The following is a 21,049-nucleotide window of genomic DNA, read 5'->3' on the forward strand; positions in this document are numbered from 1 at the left end:
GGGATGTTCAAATGTTGCAGCAAAAAGTGAATTAATATCAGTTAACAACTAATAGATTAACTTTTGGTTAACAAAATATTAACTTTATATTATCTCTAGGATGATGGTTGCTGGTTTAGCGGAATCACGATGGCAAACTCAGCACCTTTTCCAGGTGCGGAAATACACTCAAGTTTTCCAGAGTGTTTTTTGACGACGATTTGGTAACTAATTGATAAACCCATACCAGTGCCTTTACCTACAGGTTTTGTAGTAAAAAACGGATCAAACAAATGCTTGCGTACTTTTTCACTCATTCCTAGTCCATTGTCTGCAATGCGAATAGTTACAGAGTTTTGATCGATGGAAGTACGAATGTGAATTTGGGGTATTGGGCATTGGGCATGGGGGAGGCAGTGCGGTCTTGGGGTCTCCCCAAGTGGAGCAAGTGGCGTCATGGGGCATGGGGGAGGCAGTGCGGTCTTGGGGTCTCCCCAAGTGGAGCAACTGCCGTCATTGGGCACAAGAGGCAGAGGGGAAAAACTCATCTCCCCTGCTTGTTCTACTTCCTCATCTCCCACGTTGCGGGTTCGTGCTAGCGTCTCCCAAAGAGAAGCTAAAGCTACATCTTTGTCATTTCCCCACTCTGCACTCCCCACTCCCTCTTCTAAGGCATCGATGGCATTTGTGAGCAAATTCATAAACACCTGATTCATTTGTCCAGCGTGACATACTACTGGTGGCAGGTTGCCGTATTCTTTAATTACTTGGATTTCTGGATGTCCTGGTTTGGCTTTCAAGCGATTTTGCAAAAGTAGCAAGGTGTTATCTAAACCTTCATGGATATCCACTGCTTTCATGCCGTCTTCATCAAGGCGAGAGAAATTGCGTAAAGATAAGACAATCTGCCGAATGCGTTCAGAACCCATGTTGATAGAGTTGAGGACTTTGGGCAAGTCTTGTTTGAGAAAGTCTAAATCAATGGCGTGGATTTGTTGGTGAATTTCTGGTGCTGGTGGGCAGTAGTGTTGTTGATAAAGTTCTATTAAATCCAGCAAATCTTGGATATATCCACTGGCGTGGCTAATATTGCCATAGATAAAATTGACGGGTTTATTGTTTTCGTGGGCAATTCCCGCCACTAGTTGTCCCAAACTAGACATTTTTTCAGTTTGAATGAGTTGGGCTTGGGTTTGTTGCAGTTCTCGCATTGCAACTTCTAGTTGCTGGGCTTTATCTTGGGCAGTTTGGGCAGCGATGCGGCTTTGAGTATAAAGTTTAGCTTGGTCAATGGCGATCGCTATTTGGTCTGTTACTGCTTGGAGTAATTCGATTTCGTTGTCTAGCCAAGGCCGCAAACCGTTACAATAACCACAGCTAAAAGCGCCAATTTCCCCAGATTGGGTATGTACGGGCAACGACATAAAAGCAGTGAAACCGAAATCGGTCAAAAACTCCCGTGTAATGCCATAGCCTACAGTTTTAGCATCATCAATGCGGATAATTTCTTTGTTCAAAGTTTTGCTGGCGATGAGTTCGATTTCTACGTTGTTTTCTTGGTCGTTTAGCAGACACGGTAAAAATGAACTTTTGGCCTCATACACTCTCTCCCAATAGGGGACTTCAGCGTTTTGTCGATACCAAAAGAAGGCGCAACGGTCTATTTGAAATAAATTGCGAATCTCCCGCACTGCGGTTTCTACAATGTAATTTAGATCCAAAGAAGCTCGAATTTGACTAGAAAGACGATTGAGTAATGTTTCTCGCTGGACGCTTTCTCTGAGGGCAATTTCTGTTTGCTTGCGTTTGATGCCAATGGCAATCTCTTGGGCGGCAAATTCCAAGGCTTTAAAAGTTGATTCTGTTACTGCTTGGCGGCAAAACATCGCTATTACCCCTACAGTTTCACCTTCAACAATCAGGGGATAGCCCGCAAAAGCCACCATACCTTCTCGTTTTGCCCACTCTTTGTGACTCACGTGGGGATCTGTCTGTACAGAGTTAGTGAGGTGGGGTTTGCCTTCTTGGGCAATCAAACCAATTTTGAATTCACCAACTGGCACGCGTTTATGAGGCCCATGAATATGGGTGTACATCCCAGAACTGACTTGCAACTCTAGTACATTTTCCTGTTTATTAAGCGTCCAAATCCGAGCAAAAGCCGCATCGATATGTTGAACTAAAGCTTCTGTGCAGCGGCGCATCATGTTATTTAAAGTGTCACTTTGGGTGAGGGCTGCATCTACATCGGCACGGAAATTTGCTAAACGGGCGCGTTCTGCCAGTGCTTCTTCTGCTTGTCTGCGGTCGGTGGTGTCATAGCAAATGCCAACGAAGTTTAAAACATTACCATTGGCGTCTCTAATAGGAGATGAGCTACTTGTATGCCATCGCCAACTACCATTTTTGTGTTTTACTCGATATTCCATTGGATCTTGTTTTTCGCCTGTTGTTACAACCTTTCGCAAATAATTTGCACACTTGGGTACATCTTGTGGATGCACAAACAGACTAAAGGATTTACCTTCTACTTCAGCAACTTCATGCCCTAAAATATCAGTCCAGTTGGGAGAAACGTAGGAAAATATCCCCTCAAGTGTCAGGGAAAAAAGAATGTTATTGGCATTCTCCACGATAATACGAAGCTTATTATCTCTTTCGAGTAATGCTGCTTGTACTTTGTCCTCATTTTCACGGACAAGAACTATAATTTGTTGTTTTGGTAAGGGTAATAATCTAGCTTGAAAGTTACAATTTCCCAGTGGTAGCGGTAAGCTGTATTCAAAATTCACTTCACATTGAGTTACAAGTACTTGAGTCATGGCTTGGTGAAAGCGATCGCCTACAGCAATCGGTAGGCATTCCCGCAAACTCTTGCCCCGTTCAACTTTTTGTGCAATATCCAGATTTGGCATTTTTCCCGGTCGGTAATCCAGGATAGTTCCATCAGCATCTACACGAAAATAAAAATCAGGAAGTACTTGCAAAATCGCTGCCCATTCTGATGTTTTTTGACACAACTGTGCTTCAACAGTTTGGCGTTTTGCAGTTTCCGTTGCCAGCCGTCTTAATGCTTTTGTTAATTCTCTTCCCTGCTTCTTTTCTGTCAATGGACTTTGTTTCTTAAATAGTTTCTCGTCTTGTTCTATGTTTTCTTTTTTAACCTTGATTTGGTTAATGTAGTTTTGCACCCTTTTAGGAAACACTTTTGCCTGCCTGCTCTGCCTAAATTATTGAATTAAAATCTCTGAAACTAGATTTGTTAAAAAATGTGTATAATATGTTCAGCCATAGCCTGGTAATTATCTTAATACTTTATTTCTTTTTATATGTGCGTTAATTCCTCTTTTTGTGTAAATAAATTGGGGAAATGCTGAAGTTTTGATTAAGATAGACTTCATCATTTTTATGCAAACTCAAAATTTCCCCGCTTCAGTAAAATTACTGAATTAAAGAATTCAGAAGTCAGAAGGTAATCAGTTCAAAGTAGCACCCGCCATCTAGAAGCACCACCAAATTAAAAATTAGGTGTGGGTGCAAAAACGCTGTTTATCCAGACACAGGCAGACACGGCACATCGCTACTCTATCCGCCAGTCGCACACAATTCAATTGGAGAATTCTGGGCACTGACGCCAATATTGCTGTCTGATAAACTTTTTATTTAAAATCATCTATAAATTCATACTGATTATTTAATTTAATCACTGAAAATCTGAATTAGCTTTACTTGCCTGTGTTGAAATCCCCGACTTCTCAAAGAAGCCGGGGATATGACTTTTCACGAATTATTTACAACTACTACGCGAGGCAATTATGTCTTCATCAGAAATTCATCAATTTGAAGATTTTCTATATCAAACTAAAGAGTAGACGGTGGGTAGAGACGTGATTAATCGCGTTTGTACGGAGATGGGGGGATAAGGGAGATGGAGCAGAAGTGCAGGGGTAATACGATTTGGGGAAAGGGGAAAGGGGAAGGGGGAAAGGGGAAAGAATTATTGCAATTTGTCTCACCAGTCACCAGTCACCAGTCACCAGTCACCAGTCACCAGTCAACAGTCAACAGTCAACAGTCTGTTGTATGGCTCCTTGGCGATCGCATTTTATATGTTATAAAGCTCAGAGAAATTTATGTTAGGCGGAAACTACTCTATGGAACCAGACAAGCTGGCTAGTTTTAAAGAGTACGGTGAATTCATCCTCCGGAAGATAGATTCTGTACCCGAATACCCTTCAAAACAAGAAGATTGGGTTCCGGCTAGCCTTGATGATTGTCTCCGTCGTCTGCGGGAAGCTGCTGAAAAAACTGTGGATCTTGCCACTTCGCCTGTGAAAATTGGTGTGATGGGGGAATTCAGTAGCGGCAAAACTTTACTTTTAGGCAGTTTGATTGGATATGCAGATGCTTTGCCTGTCAGTGAAAACCCGACTACAGGTAATGTCACAGCTTTGCACATCATTCCCCAAGATAACTTTGCAACTACGCAATTAAGCAATTTTACTGTAGAATATCTTTCCCATGAAGGGGTACACGAATGTCTGCGCTTTATGCTGGGGGAAGCTAATAAACGGACAACGGCAGCAGGACTTCCTCCCATACCAGTGTCGAGACTCAATTCTGGCAAAGATATTATTGGCTGGTGTGAGGAAGCATGGAACAGTTCTAATAATTTAGAATTGCGGTATTTACTGAGGGAATTAGTATTATTTTTGCGGGCTTATCAAGCCTATGGCGAAGTGTTGTGTAGTGGTCGCTACCAAATTGATGCTACCACCGCTCGCGAAGGACTACAGCTAGTAGAACAGCCAATGGCTATCCAAACTCTCAGCTTTGAGGATTTACCACCGGCACATATTCGATTACCGAGTCAACCCCAAAGACTACCAACGAAATTATTACAAAACAGCTTTCCCCTAATTCGCCGTGTAGATATTGATGTCAAAATCTCGCGGGAGATTTGGGATGTGACGGGTGCTGCTAAATTTATTCTCATTGATTTTCCGGGATTGGGGGCTGCTAATTCTGGTGCTAGGGATACCTTTTTATCACTGCGAGAATTGGCAGAAGTACAGACAATTTTAGTATTGCTAAATGGTAAATCTCCGGGAAGCGATCGCGCTAATAAAATCTTTACTATGATGCAGCAGCAGCGACCTGGACAAGATTTGAAAGATTTAATTCTCGTTGGTGTGGGTCGGTTCGATCAATTACCTTTAGAAAGTGAAGGTGGCGAACGAGAACTCGACCAACTAACTGAAGATAGGGATTTGCATGAGGAAATTGTTTTCCAAAAACTTAAAGTTCTGCAAACTACTATTGATGGCGCACAGGCTTTTACAACTCAAAAAGACCGCATTGTTTTACTCTCACCACTGTTAGGACTAGCTGATTTAGCAAAACGTTCGAGTAAAGTCAAAGCAGGTTCGCCAGAGTTTTTAGCTAACTTGGATTATCCTGATTATTTAGACAGATCTAAACGGCTACAAGAAAAATGGGGACGCTTAAGCCAACGGCTTTTAGACTCTGATACTCGCAGCTATTTAGGCAGACAATTAGGTTACTTTGCTCAAGATGGTAGCCTAGCAAAACTACGGGAATTGATTCAAAATCATGTTGCTACTCATGGTCTCAAACAATTGCATGAAGATACCAAAAGAGCTGCTGATGTTGTGAGTCAGCAACAAGATCATTTGAAAGACATCATAGATGAAATTCACGAGCAAGGCATCCCCACAGGAGACAGTCCCGCTTTTATTGAGTTGCGGTTTGTGGTGGAAACTTTAGATAAAATCTACAGAAATTTTCAAAAAAATTTAGGAAAAGAACCACTCAAAGACCGGCGTGGCTTTGTTGTTAGCGATGTTGTAAAAGACGAACTTACCTTTAAAATACTTAATTGGAGTCAGTGGACTTTATTGTTTAATAAAGTAAACAATGGTAGTATCGCCCTCGCTGAATCTAAAGGTGCAGCAGGAAAATTATTTGATAGAGGAAATCGTCTTAATACTTCTCTACCGACCAAGAGCGATGATTTTTATCCAATATTTGAAAAAACCGTTAAAGAAGTAGAAGAATTTGCTAGCGATCGCATTCGTCAAGCTGTGGTAGATTTGTTAAATCAATTGTCAAATCAAGTAGCCCCAGAACGCGACCAATTGAAAGCAATTCTCCGCCCAGAAATGGAACAAGAAATTGAAGCAAAATTTGGTGTGGAAGAAGCCGAACTTTTTTATAAACTATTACTAGGATGCGACCCCAACGAATGGAAAGAAGCAATCATTTCTGAAATTACTAGCAAAGACAAAACCGTTGCACCCGAAATCATTTTTCCGTTAGCGCGTCAAGACGAAAAACACAATGTTGGTCAAATCTTTGACTGGGCACCAGAAAAAAGCCAAGGCTTAGCCAGATCCAGCAATCACCAACTTTTAGTACTGCGATTGCGAGATGAAATTACTGCTAGCGTCAGCCTTCATCTTGTGCAGTATGTTAGTGAAGTCAATCAGCAAATTAATTCCGAATTAGAAGGTATTTTGGATCAAATTATTCCCAGTTTGCAAAACCTCTCGAAAAAAGAAGCATTACTGAGATACTTAACAGCTGGTGACTTACCATCTGAAGTTACAGTTCCTACTTGGTTGCAGATTCTTTCAGACATTGCGGCTGTTTCTTATTAGGATGTTTTTAGATGACTCAATAAAAACCCACAATTTAGAAGCAAAGCCTTCTGAATTCTGTTAGCGCAGCGGGGCGTAGCCCATTCTGACTCCTGAATTCTTCTTAAGCGATCGCGTAGGGTGATGAGGATGTATTTGTGAGACGAGATGCGATTTTTTATACGCTTTTTAAGCGTGTTCCAGGGTTGCTTTTTGAGTTAGTAGAACAGCCACCAGCCGAAGCTGCTAACTATCGCTTTGAATCAGTTGAAGTTAAAGAACCAACATTTCGGATTGATGGGGTATTTTTACCTCCACCTGATGCAACATCTCAAATTGTCTTTTTTGCTGAGGTGCAATTTCAAAAAGATGAGTTACTGTACCATCGCTTTTTCTCAGAATCGATGCTGTATATGTATCGCAACGCAACGCTTTATGATGACTGGTACGGAGTAATTATTTTACAATCTCGCAGCTTGGAACCGGAAAAAACCGCTATTCATAGGTCATTAATAAACAGTTCTCAAGTACAACGTATTTATTTAGATGAGTTAGGTAATCCTGATGAGCAAAAAGTTGGTATCAGTTTGATGCAGTTAACTATCGCTTCAGAAACTCAAATGGTGGAACAAGCGAAACGTTTAATTGAACGGGTGGAACAAGAACAGATAACTGTCTTGGCTAAGGAGGAGATAATAGATGTAATCACAACAATTGCTGTTTATAAATTTGCCAACTTAAGTCGTGAAGAGGTAGAGGCCATGTTAGGAGTTAAGTTAGAAGAAACTAGAGTTTATCAAGAAGCTAAACAAGAGGGACTACAGCAAGGACTACAGCAAGGAGTAGAAATAGGACGAGAACAAGGAGTGGAGATAGGACGAGAACAAGCAAAACTTGAACTTGTACCTCAGCTCTTAGCTCGTGGTATATCGATGGAAGAAGTTGCCAAATTACTTAGTTTAACCGTCGAACAAGTAAGACTTATAAACGAGCAAGAATCTTCAACATCAACTTAGTAAGTATAGCGATGCCTACGGCGGGCTACGCCTACGCTTTTGGATGAAAGAGCGATGTCTAAGGCGGGCTACGCCTACGCTCTATAAAAAAGCCACAGTTAAACAGAAATACTTGTTATAATGAACTCTTTTCAATTGCACAACTATACTGATAAACAGCCAAACGAGAAACAACAAAAAAGATTTCCCGGATGGTTTGCATTAGATTTTGGTACGTCGAATTCTACAGTTACACTTTTCGATCCCATTGAAGTACCCATCACCGAAATTTTACCCAAAGAACAAGAAATGCGATTGCGCGATCGCTTATCGCAATGGCTGAGTTCTCCTGCTGCTATAGCTTTACCAGATGTCAGTGATGAAGATTGGGAAAAGTTTATTTTAGAAATTAGTAAAAACCTAGAAATAGAACCACGAAAATTAAGCGAAGTTTTTGAATCTGATAACAAAGAGAGATTTTTAGAAGCGATTCGCCAAATTGAACTGTGTTTAGGAAATAGCGAAAGATTCCGTCGCGCTGTCAGCAAAAAACTCTATCAAATTTATCACGAAGTCTTCCGCGTTCCTACTTTAGAATCGCAAAATCTGATTCCTGTTGTGCTGGATATAGATAGGCGGGAAACAGAGATTCCTAGCGAATCAGAAATCTGCCATTTAGGGGAATTACAACTGCGGATGGGTAGAGAAGCTAGAGATAATAGAAAAAAAGCCATCGCCCAAGGTACAAGCAGTACTTTAAAGGAAATTATTAGCAGGTTTTATCATTCACCAAAACGCTATTTTGGCCAAGAGCGATCGTTTTCAGTAATTTTGGATGGTCAGGAAGAAACAATTACTGCTAAAGAATTAATTCAATCTGCTTGGGCGCATTTAATAAAGTTAACTGAAGACTATCGCCAACGGGCACGACGTAGATTTTCAGAAGGGGATTTGTTAACAGCAGTTGTCACCTATCCAACAGTCGCCCCGCCGGTTGTTCGCAAGGAAGTTAAAGAATTAGTTGAACAATTGGCCATAGATGATGTCCAAACTGCTTATGATGAAGCTGTTTCTGTGGCGATATTCTTTTTATGGCGAGAATTTGGCGGGAATTTAAATATTGGTATTGAATCATTTAAAACTCGTTGTCGCCAAACTGGAAATAAATGGTCGCAAAATGTTCTCGTTTTGGATATCGGCGGCGGAACCACAGACTTGGCTTTAATTGAGTTAACTTTGGAAGATAAAACCCCGGCTTTTGGTGATTATGAAGATAGGGGTTTAGGAGGACGTTATTATAAATTGACTCCCAAACTATTAGGTTCCTCTGGACATTTACAGTTAGGCGGTGAGTTAATTACACTGCGAATTTTTCGACTTTTAAAAGTGGCGATCGCTGACTTTTTATTAACAGCAGTCACCACTGGCGACATCGAAAGCGAAAAGCTAGAAGATTTAATTAATTCTGAATTAAACGACCGATTCTTAGAACAAGGTAAGTTTAAAACTGGCAGCCTTTTAAAATGTTTAGATAAAGAAAATCCAGAGGGGGACGTTGCTTATAAAGATGCTCTTGATACTGCCGAAAAAGTCTTACCTACTCGTTGGCAACAAGCACCACAACGCCTACAAACATTTTATCTTTTGTGGGATTATGCAGAAGTAGCAAAACTGAAACTCGGTCAAAAACCACCAACTGACGATTCTTTATTAACCTTCACCCTTTCTGAACAAGAAATTTCTGAACTCTTAGCTCAAAGTGTCATTAAATTACCAGTCCAAGACCCAAATAACATCTGCGTCACCTTGGACAATCGTCAATTTGAACGAGCCGCAGTTTCAGGAATTAAAGAAGCCATCGGGATTGCTAAAGGATTGATGGAAAGCCGTTTGCGTCCCGAAGATCTCACCAAAGATTCTTGGAATTCTCAAAAAGTTGATTGGTTAATTCTCTCTGGAAAAACCTGCAATCTCGACTTAGTACAGCGGCAAATTTATCAAGAATTTAGTAAATCGCCTTATTTTGTTTGGAATCCAGAACGCATTACTTTTGTTTTGGAATTTACAAAATTAGCCACCTCCGCCGGTGCTTGCTACGCGGAAAAATTACGTAGGTTGAGATTCGACCCAGAAGAATCGAAAACTTTGCTACGAAAGGGAGCTAATCAGCTAGAAATTGATGTCAAAAACCTGTTTTATTATTTGCCTTGCAACTTCAAACGCAAAACTCAAAGTAATGATTTATTAACTATATTTAAAGCTGGTCAAGAACTTTATCAATTAGCACCTTGGGAAACTGTAGCCAAAGTTCGCACTCCTTGGCAAGGGATACAATTAACTAACATTATCTACCGCCAAGATTACGAAGAAGGAGATTTACGACTTTGGGGTAGCTTCGACGGTAAAAACCTGATGAATAAATTAGGAATGGAAGAAGCAGAATTTTTGAAAAAAATCAAAGTCCAGTTTGAAATCGACCAAACTCTAGAATTTAATGTATTGCTATGTCAAGGAAATCCGCATTACTTAATAGATGTTTCTGGCATTGATTTAGCAGCAGTACTTTCAGAAAGTTCCGAGTTATTTGCTGATGGTAAATTGATGTGGAATATCGCCGTAGAACGCCCCAATAAAGACTTAAATGACGGTGATATTGCTGTCAATGTCATCGAATCTGCAACTGTGGATCGCACAGATGCCTATCATTTAGTATTTGAAGTGGGAAATAATAATAGTTCCTTCCAAACATTTCATTATTTGCGTGATGGTGTAACACAACCAGGAATCGGATTAATTAGTAATCCCTTACCTCCTTTTCCTAAAACTGGCCAGCATACTTTCTATGTTTATCAAACAGACGCCGAAACCCAAACAAAAAAATGGATTAGAATTGGCGCACTCAGTAAACCAGACACCACAACAGATTATCCTTGCCAATATCGTGTAACTCTGGATAACCAAGGGATTTTACGAATGCACGCAGGTGAAGTACCCTATTGGACTTCAACAAATCAAGAATGTCTTCAACAAGAAGGATGCGTTTATCTGGCTGAATTAGAATTACAGCCTAATGAAGTTGATAAGGAACGCGATCCGTTTTGCGGTATACATTAGAATTTGTTCGCGCAAAGACAAGGCAGCGCGTAGCGTCTCCCACAGGAGAAGCGACTGCCGCGCAAAAATTTTATTGGCGTGTTGCGTCTTAGTATGAGATAGAAAAAAGCTCTTTTTCTTTGCGCCTCTGCGTGAGATAAAAAAAGGTAATATTAATGCACCATTTCCGGAAATTATTAGAAATACAAAACTCACAATTAGCCCAATTATTACGGTTTACTCTCTACGGTCTAGAAACTACTTTAAATCAGGCTCGTGCAGAATTTCCCCAAGATTCAGGAGTTGAGGTATGCGATGAGTTGCTACAAGAACTTCATAACTTATTGCAACCTGCACCTACACCTTTACACCCAGATATTGGTTGGGAAGATGCGATCATAACTTCCCAAAATCCATTAAAACTCAATGATTTAAGGGAAGCTTTCAATTCTGATGCAGAACTTAATTATTATCTGGGTAATTCTCCATTACAAAGTCAAACTGACTCAGATTTATGGCATGAAATTCAACGCAAGTTATTACGAATACCAGAAGATTTAGCTGTATCTTGGCAAAAGCGTACTTTAGATATGGCGCAATCAATTGGCGCGATGGCCGACAATGCTAATCTTTTGCAACTTCCTTTTATCCGCGATGAAATTATCTACCCTGGACTTAGCGGTACTGTTCAAACTCAGGGATTAAGTTTATCTCAAAATCTCCAAAAGAATGAATCCGATTTTTCCACAGGATTCTTACTTTTATATATGAAATTTCTAGAAATAGAACCAAACTTTTATCATGCCTTAAAAAGTGTTTGTAGCTTTGATATAGTTTCGCTCAATTCCAAAGCCGAACAACAGAGTCAATATATTAATGCTTTGAGCGATCGCTGTCAACGCACCCAAAAAGCCGAAGAAAGTAACGATCCCCTGTCTATTTTGCGTGCTTGGATTGATATGGATGAAGCAATACACTCCTTGGTTTTTGTACCACCCGCACAACGTTATTCCTGGTGGGGAAAGCTACAAAACGAATCCCGCCGTATTCTCAAGAAAATCGCCGATAAAGCCATTAACGCTGGTAATGAAGTCCGGATTCGCCAGTTATCCGGACTTTACGCAGATATTTGTACTTCATCCAAAGATGACTTACAACTAGATTTTGGCGGTACTCCTGGGGAAGTCTTAACTTGTCTGCGGGTATATGCCCGAATTAACCATGAAGAATCACCAGGCCGTGTAATATTCCGTTCATCACGCTAGGTGTTGGCAATAGTCATTAGCTAGGGTCGAGGGGAACATTGCTGTTCCACCCCTCCCATCCGAAACCGTACTTGCGACTTTCACCGCACACGGCTACTCAGTGTGATATCTCTTTGTCATTTCAGACTTCCTAACCTTATGACTTACAAAATTAGGAATATCGTCAACCCATTCCCAGTCTAATTTGTCCCAAAAATGAGATAGTTTCTCAAGGAATTTGGAATGGTCTTTATTCCTAATTTCCCGTAAATCAATTCGGGTTTTTTCGTCGTGGCAATGTCGATGCAATAGTTGTAGATTTTTATATTCATCCTTGCCGCCTAACGCTCTGGGGATGATGTGGTCTTCTTCTATTACATCCCATTGTTGGAAGTTTAAGCCGCACCACGGACATTTACCCTTTTGTTGTTTTAACAACTTAGCCTGACGATAAGGCAGTTCGGGGTGTGTCCCTAGTCTTGAACTCCAGTAAATTAGGTCGCCATCGTAGGGGCTTTTATCGCTTTTAACTTTCACATAGTCAGTGCTACTGCAACTAATCTCACTATGGTCGAGCAACCGAAGGGGGTTCGCTCCTCCTTCACTGGTTGCGAATACCCAATTGTCGCCGTCAATGGAAGTCCAGTATTTGTTATTACCGTATGAATGTTTTCCACTGCGGCGTTCTGCCCATCTTCGGAGTTTTAAGTATGTAAGGTGGTCTTGTCTTGATAATTCTCCGACGCTTTTAGCATCGGAGTTTGAATAATAGGAAGACCATCCCCTGATTATAGGGTTGAGGTTCTTGATTAGTGCCGATTGCGGTAAGAACCTGTATTTTTTGATGATGCGTCCTATTTCGTCTTGGTGAACCTTACACGCTTTCTTAGATGGGGTAATGAGTGTATTGAAACCGAGGATTTTTCCGTGACCATTGTAGGCGCTGTTATATTTGCCTGACGGGAATTGCTTTATGTGATGACCCAAAAAGTCAAATCCAGCTTTTCCATCTTCGCTTAACTCTGGGTTCAGAGTGTGAGCGAGTCTCGTTTTTTCCGGTTTCAATTCTAAGCCAATGCCAGCTAACCATTCCGAGATTATCTCTCGACATCTTTGGACAACGGCTTTATTCTCATGCAGTACAACGAAGTCGTCTGCATATCGAATTATTGTTAAACTTTGCTTTTTGTTGCTTCTTGACATTTGCCTTCCGTGGGAAGGGTCTTTGATGTCAAGGGTTTCGGCAAAGTTTTTCAAGCAGTGTTCTAAACCGTGGAGGGCTATATTGGCTAGTAGCGGCGAGATTATCCCGCCCTGTGGTGTGCCCTCAGATGTGGCAGTAAAAGCACCTTTATCTATGACTCCAGATTTTAGCCAAGATTTAATTTGTTTCCTGACTTTGCCTCTGATATTAAGTTTTTGCAGCAGTGCTTCATGGTTGATGCGGTCAAAACATCGGCTTATATCCGCGTCTAGCACGTATTTAGCCTTGCTTTTAATGGAAAGTTTAATGTGTGAAATCGCATCGTGGCATGACCTTCCTGGTCTAAATCCGTAGCTTGAAGGCTCAAAGTGTGCCTCCCATTCTGGTTCAACTACCGCTTTTACTACGGCTTGTAGTGCGCGGTCATACATAGTGGGTATTCCTAATGGACGTTTTTCGTCTCGTCCTGGCTTGGGTATCCAAACCCTTCTAGTGGGGTTGGATTTACCAGTGAGCTTTAATTGTCCTGTCAGTTCCAGACGCGCTTTTGGGGACAGTGATTTAACTCCGTCCACTCCTGCTGTCTTTTTCCCTTGGTTTTCAACTGTAACCCGTCGTACCGCCAGCACCCTATTAGACCAAGACCTCATTAACGTCTTTTGGAGTTTGCGACATTGCTTGATATCACCACGGCAAGAAGCAGCGTAGATGCGTTTTTGCAACTTAAAAACATACCTTTCGGCTTTTCGCCAATCGATTGTTTTCCATCCCTCGATATTCATTTCTGAATCCGATTTAGGCTTATTCATAGCTACTGTTACCTCTAGCTTTTCCCACACTGCGGTTTACGTCAGCATATCCCGGTAATTACACCATCCCTTTTTAGGCATTACCCGTGTATTCGGGTTGGGCATTTGCTTTTTAAACCATCCCTCCCTCTCGTTGTTTATGGCTTGACACCTACCTGTACTTCACAGGAGCATACCAGGGGGTTACTTCGTTCCCAACATCCATTGTTTTGAGCCTTTAGGGCGTGTCTTTTCACCGGGGTTCTAGGTAGTGCGCTGTCTCGGTTAAGCAAAACCTGACAGACCTTACCCTTGCTGGATATTTCCAACGCAGGGATGTGCTTTTAAACACTTAGCTTATTCCCTGCTCTTGCTTTACGGTGATTCAGGCGACACTTCGCTTGCTCTACCCTTGGGACTCTTGCTTGCGGAAGGCGCTTTCGGCAATTACCGCCTATTAATCGGCTTTCAGCCCCGCTTCACCGATTTGATAGTCAGTCTCCTCAGTGGGGGATACCCGGTCGTTCGGGTATTTTCTGTGCTTTCAACCCCGCACCAGGGTGGTAAGACTTGAGTTTTCTAGGGTACTCGCTCTCACTTACATGGATATTGAGTTGTCATTAGTAGAGGAGAAAAGTGCGAACTCAATCTTTGACGATTACTCTACTAAAGCCAGTCATCCCTCCTTAGACGGATTTCGACTGAACGAATCGCACACCTTTAACAGCAAGAAGCCCCACGCCTCTCACTTCGTGCAGCGTGGGATGAATTGCGCGTGAGTTGACGACAGTCTTTTGACCAAATTTCCCCGCAGGGGAAACAGGGAGAAAGACATGGAGGAAACGAGCAAATCTTATGTTATGCTGTTTTATAGTGAATTGATTTCAATCTAAAATGCTCAAGGTCGTCAAAGTCAGGTTATATCCAGATGCTCATCAACAGCAGTCTCTAGCGCAAGCTTTTGGCTGTTGTCGTTGGCTATGGAATTATTGCTTGAACTTGATGAACCAAACATACAAGGAAACTGGCAAGGGCTTATCTGGCTACGCAGTAAAAAAGATAATCCCACAGTTGAAAAAAGAGTATGAATGGTTAACTTCGACATATTCACAATGTTTGCAGCAAGTCTGTTTAAATTTGGGTGTAGCCTTCAATAATTTTTTTGAAAAAAGAGCTAAATACCCTAGATTCAAATCCAAGCATGGTAAGCAGTCAATACAATATCCCCAAAACGTCAAAGTTGCTGATAATTATTTAAGTCTGCCCAAAATAGGTGATGTATCAGCAATAATTCATAGACCTATTGAGGGTAAAGTCAAGACTGTAACTATATCTAAAAACTGCTCCAATCAATACTTTGCAGCAATTCTGTTTGACGATGGTAAAGACAAACCGGAATCAAACACGGATGGCAAAGCAATAGGTATTGATTTGGGGTTGACCCACTTTGCTGTTACAAGTGATGGGTCAAAGTTTGATAATCCTAGAATACTCAACAAGCACGAGAAGAATTTAAAACTCAAACAGCAACAGCTATCTAGAAAACAGAAAGGCTCTCAGAATCGAATTAAGTCTAGGAAAAAAGTTGCTAGAGTCCACAGAAAAATCACCAACTGTCGTGAGGATTTTCTGCACAAGCTATCTCGTAGGATAGTTAACGAAAACCAAGTTATTGTGGTAGAAAATCTTAATGTTAAGGGCATGATGCAGAATCATTGTTTGGCTAAATCCATCCATCAAGTTGGGTGGGGAATGTTTTGCACCATGCTGAAATACAAGGCAGAGATAGACGGGAAAATATATCAGGAAGTTGATAGATTCTTCCCCAGTTCAAAAACCTGTCATGTATGCCTAAATCAAGTTGGTAGTTTACCGCTAGATGTAAGATTTTGGACTTGTGAAAACTGCCATACAAAACATGATCGGGATGTGAATGCAAGCATTAACCTTCGAGATGAAGGACTACGGATTTTGACATGCCAGTCGCCTCAAGTCGGGAAACCCGCCCACGGCGCTGGCTCCTCTGGAACGGGGGATAAAGCCTGTTGCCCAGATGTAAGCCGCAGCAATAGAGGACGCAAGAAATCTACTACTGCGCTTTCTGCTGGACAGGAAGCCTACAGTGTACACGAAGTGTCACTGTAGGTAGTTCACTCATCCGTATTCACAAAGAACAAATGACTAATGACTAATGACTAATGACTAATGACTAATGACTAATGACTAATGACTAATGACTAATGACTAATTATAAAATGCCCCAGAAATGTAAAATCCCTTGACCGGAGAACGCTTCAATGAGAATGGCGGCTAAAAAACCAATCATTGCCAAACGACCATTCCAGTTTTCACTCTGAGGAGTAAAGCCCCAGCGTAAAGCATTAGGATCTTCTGAAACTGAAGGCGTAGTCTTGTTAGCGTTTGACATAATTAACACTCCAAGGTTCTATGTTGTAACGGTTTTAACGTTATGTAAAGTAATGTATCAGATTTTTACGAAATTGCAACATAAACTAAAAGCCAATAAATTATTCAGTAGATATTTGGTCACGTAAATTTTTGGTATAATTAATATCAAGCAAGCAATAATTACTTAAGACTCACCACCAGAGAAAAATATAGGTAAGACAAAGGCTGTAACAATTCCAGCCAATACAATGACCTCAATGATTCTGAGATAAAAATTGTTTTGCGTAAAATTATTTACTAATCTACTGAGATGAGCTGACCTACTCAACCAACCACGAAAACGGTTAGACCATTGTCCAGGGCTATCTTCTGGTCGCAACTTCCAGGAAAATATCGACAATAACAACGGCGCGCCACCCACCTTAGCAGACATTAAAAGATGAATTGCTACACAGCAAACCATGACAACCCAAGCACTAAGGTGAAGAGAATACCAAATACGATCGAACTCTCTTCTGGGGAGCCACTCTTCCTTCATCATTCTGCCGGAGTTCACAGCTAAAATAGCAGCGATGAGCATGAGAGTGTTTGCTAAACGTTGCAAGCTAACCCACCAAATGGGCTTGCCAACTTGACTTAATTGCTGTAAAGAATCAGATTGAACAAGCCGCTTTTGTCCGGCGTGAAAGCTATAAAGGGCAAAAGCAGGTAGAACAAGCAAGAAACACAATGCAATAGTTCCGTGAATGTCTTGACTCTCCGGAAGTTGAAGAAATGCTATGCTACCAAAACGGCCATCGTAAGTGTTGTAAACTAGAAATCCAGTAATAATTGCGGCGATCGCTAAAATTGCACTCACACCATGAAGAATTCGTAACCATAAAGGTTGATAAGGTGCAGAACGAGTCATAAAAGTCAGGCTCAGTTAGAAGTTAGTATTAAAAATTTTAGACATTATTCGGATTTATAGTTACTTTTGTAAATAAACTACTTACAAATTTTAAATAATAATTCTCTAGTAGTTATTTGTATACATATTTGAAAAATGTAAAATAAATTTATGTATAATTTTCCGTTATGCTCAAAAGCCCTCTGCGCTATCCTGGTGGTAAATCAAAAGCAATAAATCAAATAATTGAATACTTACCAGAAGATTTTGATGAATTTCGAGAGCCTTTTGTGGGTGGTGGTTCTGTATTTATTTATTTAAAACAAAAATTTCCCAAACTCAAAATTTGGATTAACGATTTAAACCGCGAACTCTTCTTATTTTGGAAGTTTGCCCAATCTCATTTACCTCAGTTAGTTAAAGAAATTCGACATATTAAAGCCAAATACACAGACGGTAAATTACTTTTTACAGAATTGGCTACCATAAATGTCAATCATTTATCTGATTTTGACAGAGCAGTTCGCTTTTTTGTCCTCAATAGAATTACATTTTCTGGCACTGTTGAATCAGGTGGTTTTTCCCAAGAAGCTTTTCATAAACGCTTTACTAATTCTTCAATAGAAAGGCTGGAAAAATTAGAACCTATTTTAGCAAAAAATGTAGAAATTACTAATTTAGATTATAATCACCTATTAAACAAAGAAGGTAAAAAAGTATTTTTGTTTTTAGATCCACCATATTTTAGTGCTACCAAATCAAAGCTATATGGAAAAGACGGTAACTTGCATACTTCATTTCAACATCAAAGATTTGCCGAACTGTTGCAACAATGTCATCATCGTTGGCTAATCACTTACGACGATTCTCCACAAATTCGAGAAAATTTTCAATGGGCTAACATTTCAGAGTGGCAATTGCAATATGGCATGAATAACTACAAGCAAAGTAGTGCTGCCAAAGGAAAAGAGTTATTTATTACTAATTACAAACTTAAACTTGATTTGCATAAAAAATTACAAAATTAGAATCTTATGAATACGGCTTTACAGTTAAACATAGAATTTTAAACTTACAGCACATTTCAAGAAGCATGAAGTACACAATTTACACTTCAAAGCTAGCTGAAAAGGCTATTTGAATTCTGACTTCTGAATTCTGCTGTAACTTTGATGAAAGCTAATTTTCCGGTAGGATAGCTCCCATGCCCTGCAACATAGCTACACCCCACAACACAAAAACCTAGCAATGACTACTTCACCAATTCCTGCACAAGAATCCTATTATGTTCTGCTGCAACAACTAATAGATGGCGAATCATTGTCGCGTACTCAAGCTGCTGAATTAATGCAAGGTTGGCTCAGTGAAGCCGTTCCTCCAGAGTTATCAGGAGCAATTTTAACAGCACTGAACTTTAAAGGCGTTTCGGCCGACGAGTTGACCGGCATGGCTGAAGTATTACAAGCCCAATCTATAGGAGGACACGGAGAGAAGTTGGAGCGGAGGCTTCCTCCGATCCAAACTTCGGAGGACGGGGGGACACGGAGAGAAGTTGGAGCGGAGGCTTCCTCCGATCCAAACTTCGGAGGACAGGGAGACAGGGAGAATAATTTCCCCGCGTCCCCAGGTCTCCCACTCTCCGCGTCTTTTTCCGTAATAGACACCTGCGGCACTGGTGGAGATGGTTCGTCAACTTTTAATATTTCCACAGCCGTTGCTTTTGTTGTCGCTGCTTATGGCGTACCCGTTGCCAAACACGGCAATCGTTCAGCTTCAAGTCTCACTGGCAGTGCTGATGTATTGGAAGCTTTGGGTGTAAATTTGAGTGCCCCTAGTGAAAAAGTGCAAGCAGCTTTACAGGAAGTGGGAATTACTTTCTTGTTTGCCCCTGGTTGGCATCCAGCACTGAAAGCAGTGGCCTCATTACGCCGGACTCTGAGGGTACGCACAGTGTTTAATTTACTGGGGCCTTTAGTAAATCCCTTGCGTCCAACCGGGCAAGTGGTGGGGTTATTCACTCCCAAACTTTTAGCGACGGTTGCCCAGGCTTTACAGAATTTGGGCAAGGAAAAGGCCATTGTGTTGCACGGGCGAGAAAAACTCGATGAGGCTGGGTTAGGAGATATAACTGACTTGGCGGTGTTATCTGAAGGAGAAGTGCAGTTAACTACTGTTAATCCTTTGGATTTGGATGTTACACCTGCTCCCATAGGTATGCTTCGGGGTGGGGATGTGCAAGAGAATGCGGTGATTCTCAAAGCTGTCCTCCAAGGCAAGGGAACTTTGGCGCAACAGGATGCAGTGGCTTTAAATGCTTCCTTGGCACTGCAAGTAGCGGGGACAATACCATTCCTCGATCATGCCCAAGGAATTAAAATCGCTAAGGATATTCTGCAAAGCGGGACGGCTTGGACGAAGTTGGAGGAGTTAGTTCAATTTCTGGGAAATTGATTTGCGATCGCAATTGCGGGCGGAACTCTACCACATTACGTTTAATTGTGACATCGTAATTGCCAAAAAAGTCATGTCCTAAAAGTCCGGTTTCCAGTTCCGTACCAGCGATCGCCACAGGTACTCGATTCACTTTCACCCCACCAAGTGCCATTGAATCAACGTAACCCACAGGAAATTCCACAGCTCTAGAACTGGCGGTGTTTGCCTTCGCTTTTCCCACTGGCACTATTCCCAGAGAATTTGCCATTTCTTGGGTGATTACAGTGCCACTGGCTCCTGTATCTACAATCATTTCAAACTTGTGCTGCCCATTAAAAGTAACTTCCACAATTGGCGTACCACCAGCTCGCCTTTTAATTGGAGCTGTAAATACCGGTTGCTCTGGAATCACCACTGCCGATGAAGCTCTTTGTATTTCCGGTGGTAATGATTGTTGTTGTACCGGAATTGACACAGATGAAGTAAGCTTTGGTGTAGTTGGTGCTTGGGGAACCACAACAACTACTTTTTGAGGTTCCCTAATTGGTGCAGGGCGGGGAGTCGCTTTTTGCTTGGCATATTTGATTTGGCGCTGATATTCTGTGATTTTGGATTGAGCGAACCCAAACTCTGGAGTTTGTCGTTCTACTTTTCGCATCAGAGCGATAGCATCTTGGTATTGACTCGCCACTAAATTCCAATCATCTGGAGATTGAGCAGATTGACTGATACTCCAAGCACTGACAGCTTTATCTAAAGCCAATTCAAAAACGCTAGGTTCAGTTTCAGATGGCTGTGGTGACTGTGGTTGAGGAGTAGCTTCTGGTGTTGCTGGTTCGGTGGTGGTAGGCTGTACTGATGCCACATCACCAATTGCCACGGGTTGTTCGTTGCCACCAACCGTAGTGTTTCGTTTGTCTTCACTACAGGCAACATTCAAAACCGCCAGAGCGCTGAATGCAAAAATTAGGGTTGTGCGGGATAAAAAAGTGGGAAGCATAATTAATATTAACTGCCCAAGCTCTTGCAAAACCACTCTTTAAAGATTTTTGTCAAAGGCAACAGGGTTGGGGAAATAGAGAGTAGACTTCTTGCAGAAGTCGGGAAAAGGGAAAGGGGAAAGGGGGTGCATGTTTGGTATTTTCCCTTTCCCCTTTAACATGTTCCCTTTGACCACAAGAGTCCAAAAAGCAATTGATTGCAAAAGGTCTAGTGGACAATAGAAAATTTAATTTTTCATTAATAATTCTAAAGCTTTTAATTACTCAAGTTATGAGACAATCAGAGGTTGCAGTCTTCAAGAGTAAGGGACATAAAAGTTAAAAACTAAGGACTGGAGAAAAGTTTTTCTAATCC

The 21,049-nt window shown here is 41.3% G+C and carries 12 protein-coding genes; 7 read left to right on the forward strand and 5 right to left on the reverse strand.

Features of this window, described 5'->3' with window-relative positions:
• Nucleotides 1-95: 95 nt before the first annotated feature.
• Nucleotides 96-3,185 (reverse strand): GAF domain-containing protein, encoded by a 3,090-nt coding sequence (locus tag GNE10_RS03665; protein WP_221642718.1) that lies wholly within the window; start codon nt 3,183-3,185, stop codon nt 96-98.
• A gap of 948 nt (nt 3,186-4,133) precedes the next feature.
• Between GNE10_RS03665 and GNE10_RS03670 the strand changes: the two genes are divergently transcribed.
• From GNE10_RS03670 to GNE10_RS03685, 4 genes are all read left to right on the forward strand, one after another.
• Nucleotides 4,134-6,659, forward strand: a complete 2,526-nt coding sequence (locus GNE10_RS03670; RefSeq protein WP_185563697.1) for a proteasome protein — start codon at nt 4,134-4,136, stop codon at nt 6,657-6,659.
• A 137-nt stretch (nt 6,660-6,796) separates the two neighbouring features.
• Nucleotides 6,797-7,654, forward strand: coding sequence for an Rpn family recombination-promoting nuclease/putative transposase (locus GNE10_RS03675; protein ID WP_185563698.1), 858 nt, complete (start codon nt 6,797-6,799; stop codon nt 7,652-7,654).
• A 120-nt stretch (nt 7,655-7,774) separates the two neighbouring features.
• Nucleotides 7,775-10,747: a virulence factor SrfB gene (locus tag GNE10_RS03680; protein ID WP_185563699.1), complete on the forward strand. Its 2,973-nt coding sequence runs from the start codon at nt 7,775-7,777 to the stop codon at nt 10,745-10,747.
• Nucleotides 10,748-10,902: 155 nt separating this feature from the next.
• Complete coding sequence (locus GNE10_RS03685) at nt 10,903-11,991, forward strand: hypothetical protein (protein WP_185563700.1); 1,089 nt, start codon at nt 10,903-10,905, stop codon at nt 11,989-11,991.
• Between the two features lie 93 nt (nt 11,992-12,084).
• Here GNE10_RS03685 and ltrA read toward each other — a convergent pair whose 3' ends face one another.
• The gene (ltrA, locus tag GNE10_RS03690; RefSeq protein WP_185563701.1) at nt 12,085-13,983 is read right to left on the reverse strand and encodes a group II intron reverse transcriptase/maturase; all 1,899 of its coding nucleotides are present in this window, start codon (nt 13,981-13,983) and stop codon (nt 12,085-12,087) included.
• Nucleotides 13,984-14,856: 873 nt separating this feature from the next.
• On the opposite strand from ltrA, the gene GNE10_RS03695 reads away from it, so the two are divergent.
• Nucleotides 14,857-16,107, forward strand: coding sequence for an RNA-guided endonuclease TnpB family protein (locus tag GNE10_RS03695; RefSeq protein WP_185563702.1), 1,251 nt, complete (start codon nt 14,857-14,859; stop codon nt 16,105-16,107).
• Nucleotides 16,108-16,210: 103 nt separating this feature from the next.
• On the opposite strand, the gene GNE10_RS03700 is transcribed toward GNE10_RS03695, so the two are convergent.
• Complete coding sequence (locus tag GNE10_RS03700) at nt 16,211-16,390, reverse strand: high light inducible protein (protein WP_099066159.1); 180 nt, start codon at nt 16,388-16,390, stop codon at nt 16,211-16,213.
• Nucleotides 16,391-16,555: 165 nt separating this feature from the next.
• Entirely contained in the window at nt 16,556-17,281 is a 726-nt protein-coding gene (locus GNE10_RS03705; RefSeq protein WP_185563703.1) for a cytochrome b/b6 domain-containing protein, read from the reverse strand.
• 167 nt (nt 17,282-17,448) lie between these two features.
• Between GNE10_RS03705 and GNE10_RS03710 the strand changes: the two genes are divergently transcribed.
• Together GNE10_RS03710 and trpD are read left to right on the forward strand one after the other, a co-directional pair.
• A complete protein-coding gene (locus GNE10_RS03710) occupies nt 17,449-18,288 on the forward strand; it encodes a DNA adenine methylase (RefSeq protein WP_185563704.1) in 840 nt (279 codons plus the stop codon).
• A gap of 220 nt (nt 18,289-18,508) precedes the next feature.
• The gene (gene trpD, locus GNE10_RS03715) at nt 18,509-19,711 is read left to right on the forward strand and encodes an anthranilate phosphoribosyltransferase (RefSeq protein ID WP_185563705.1); all 1,203 of its coding nucleotides are present in this window, start codon (nt 18,509-18,511) and stop codon (nt 19,709-19,711) included.
• On the opposite strand, the gene GNE10_RS03720 is transcribed toward trpD, so the two are convergent.
• Nucleotides 19,641-20,693, reverse strand: a complete 1,053-nt coding sequence (locus GNE10_RS03720) for a TIGR02281 family clan AA aspartic protease (protein ID WP_185563706.1) — start codon at nt 20,691-20,693, stop codon at nt 19,641-19,643. The genes trpD and GNE10_RS03720 overlap by 71 nt on opposite strands.
• Nucleotides 20,694-21,049: the final 356 nt, after the last annotated feature.

Source organism: Nostoc sp. 2RC (genome assembly GCF_014222165.1).
Lineage (GTDB): Bacteria > Cyanobacteriota > Cyanobacteriia > Cyanobacteriales > Nostocaceae > Nostoc > Nostoc linckia.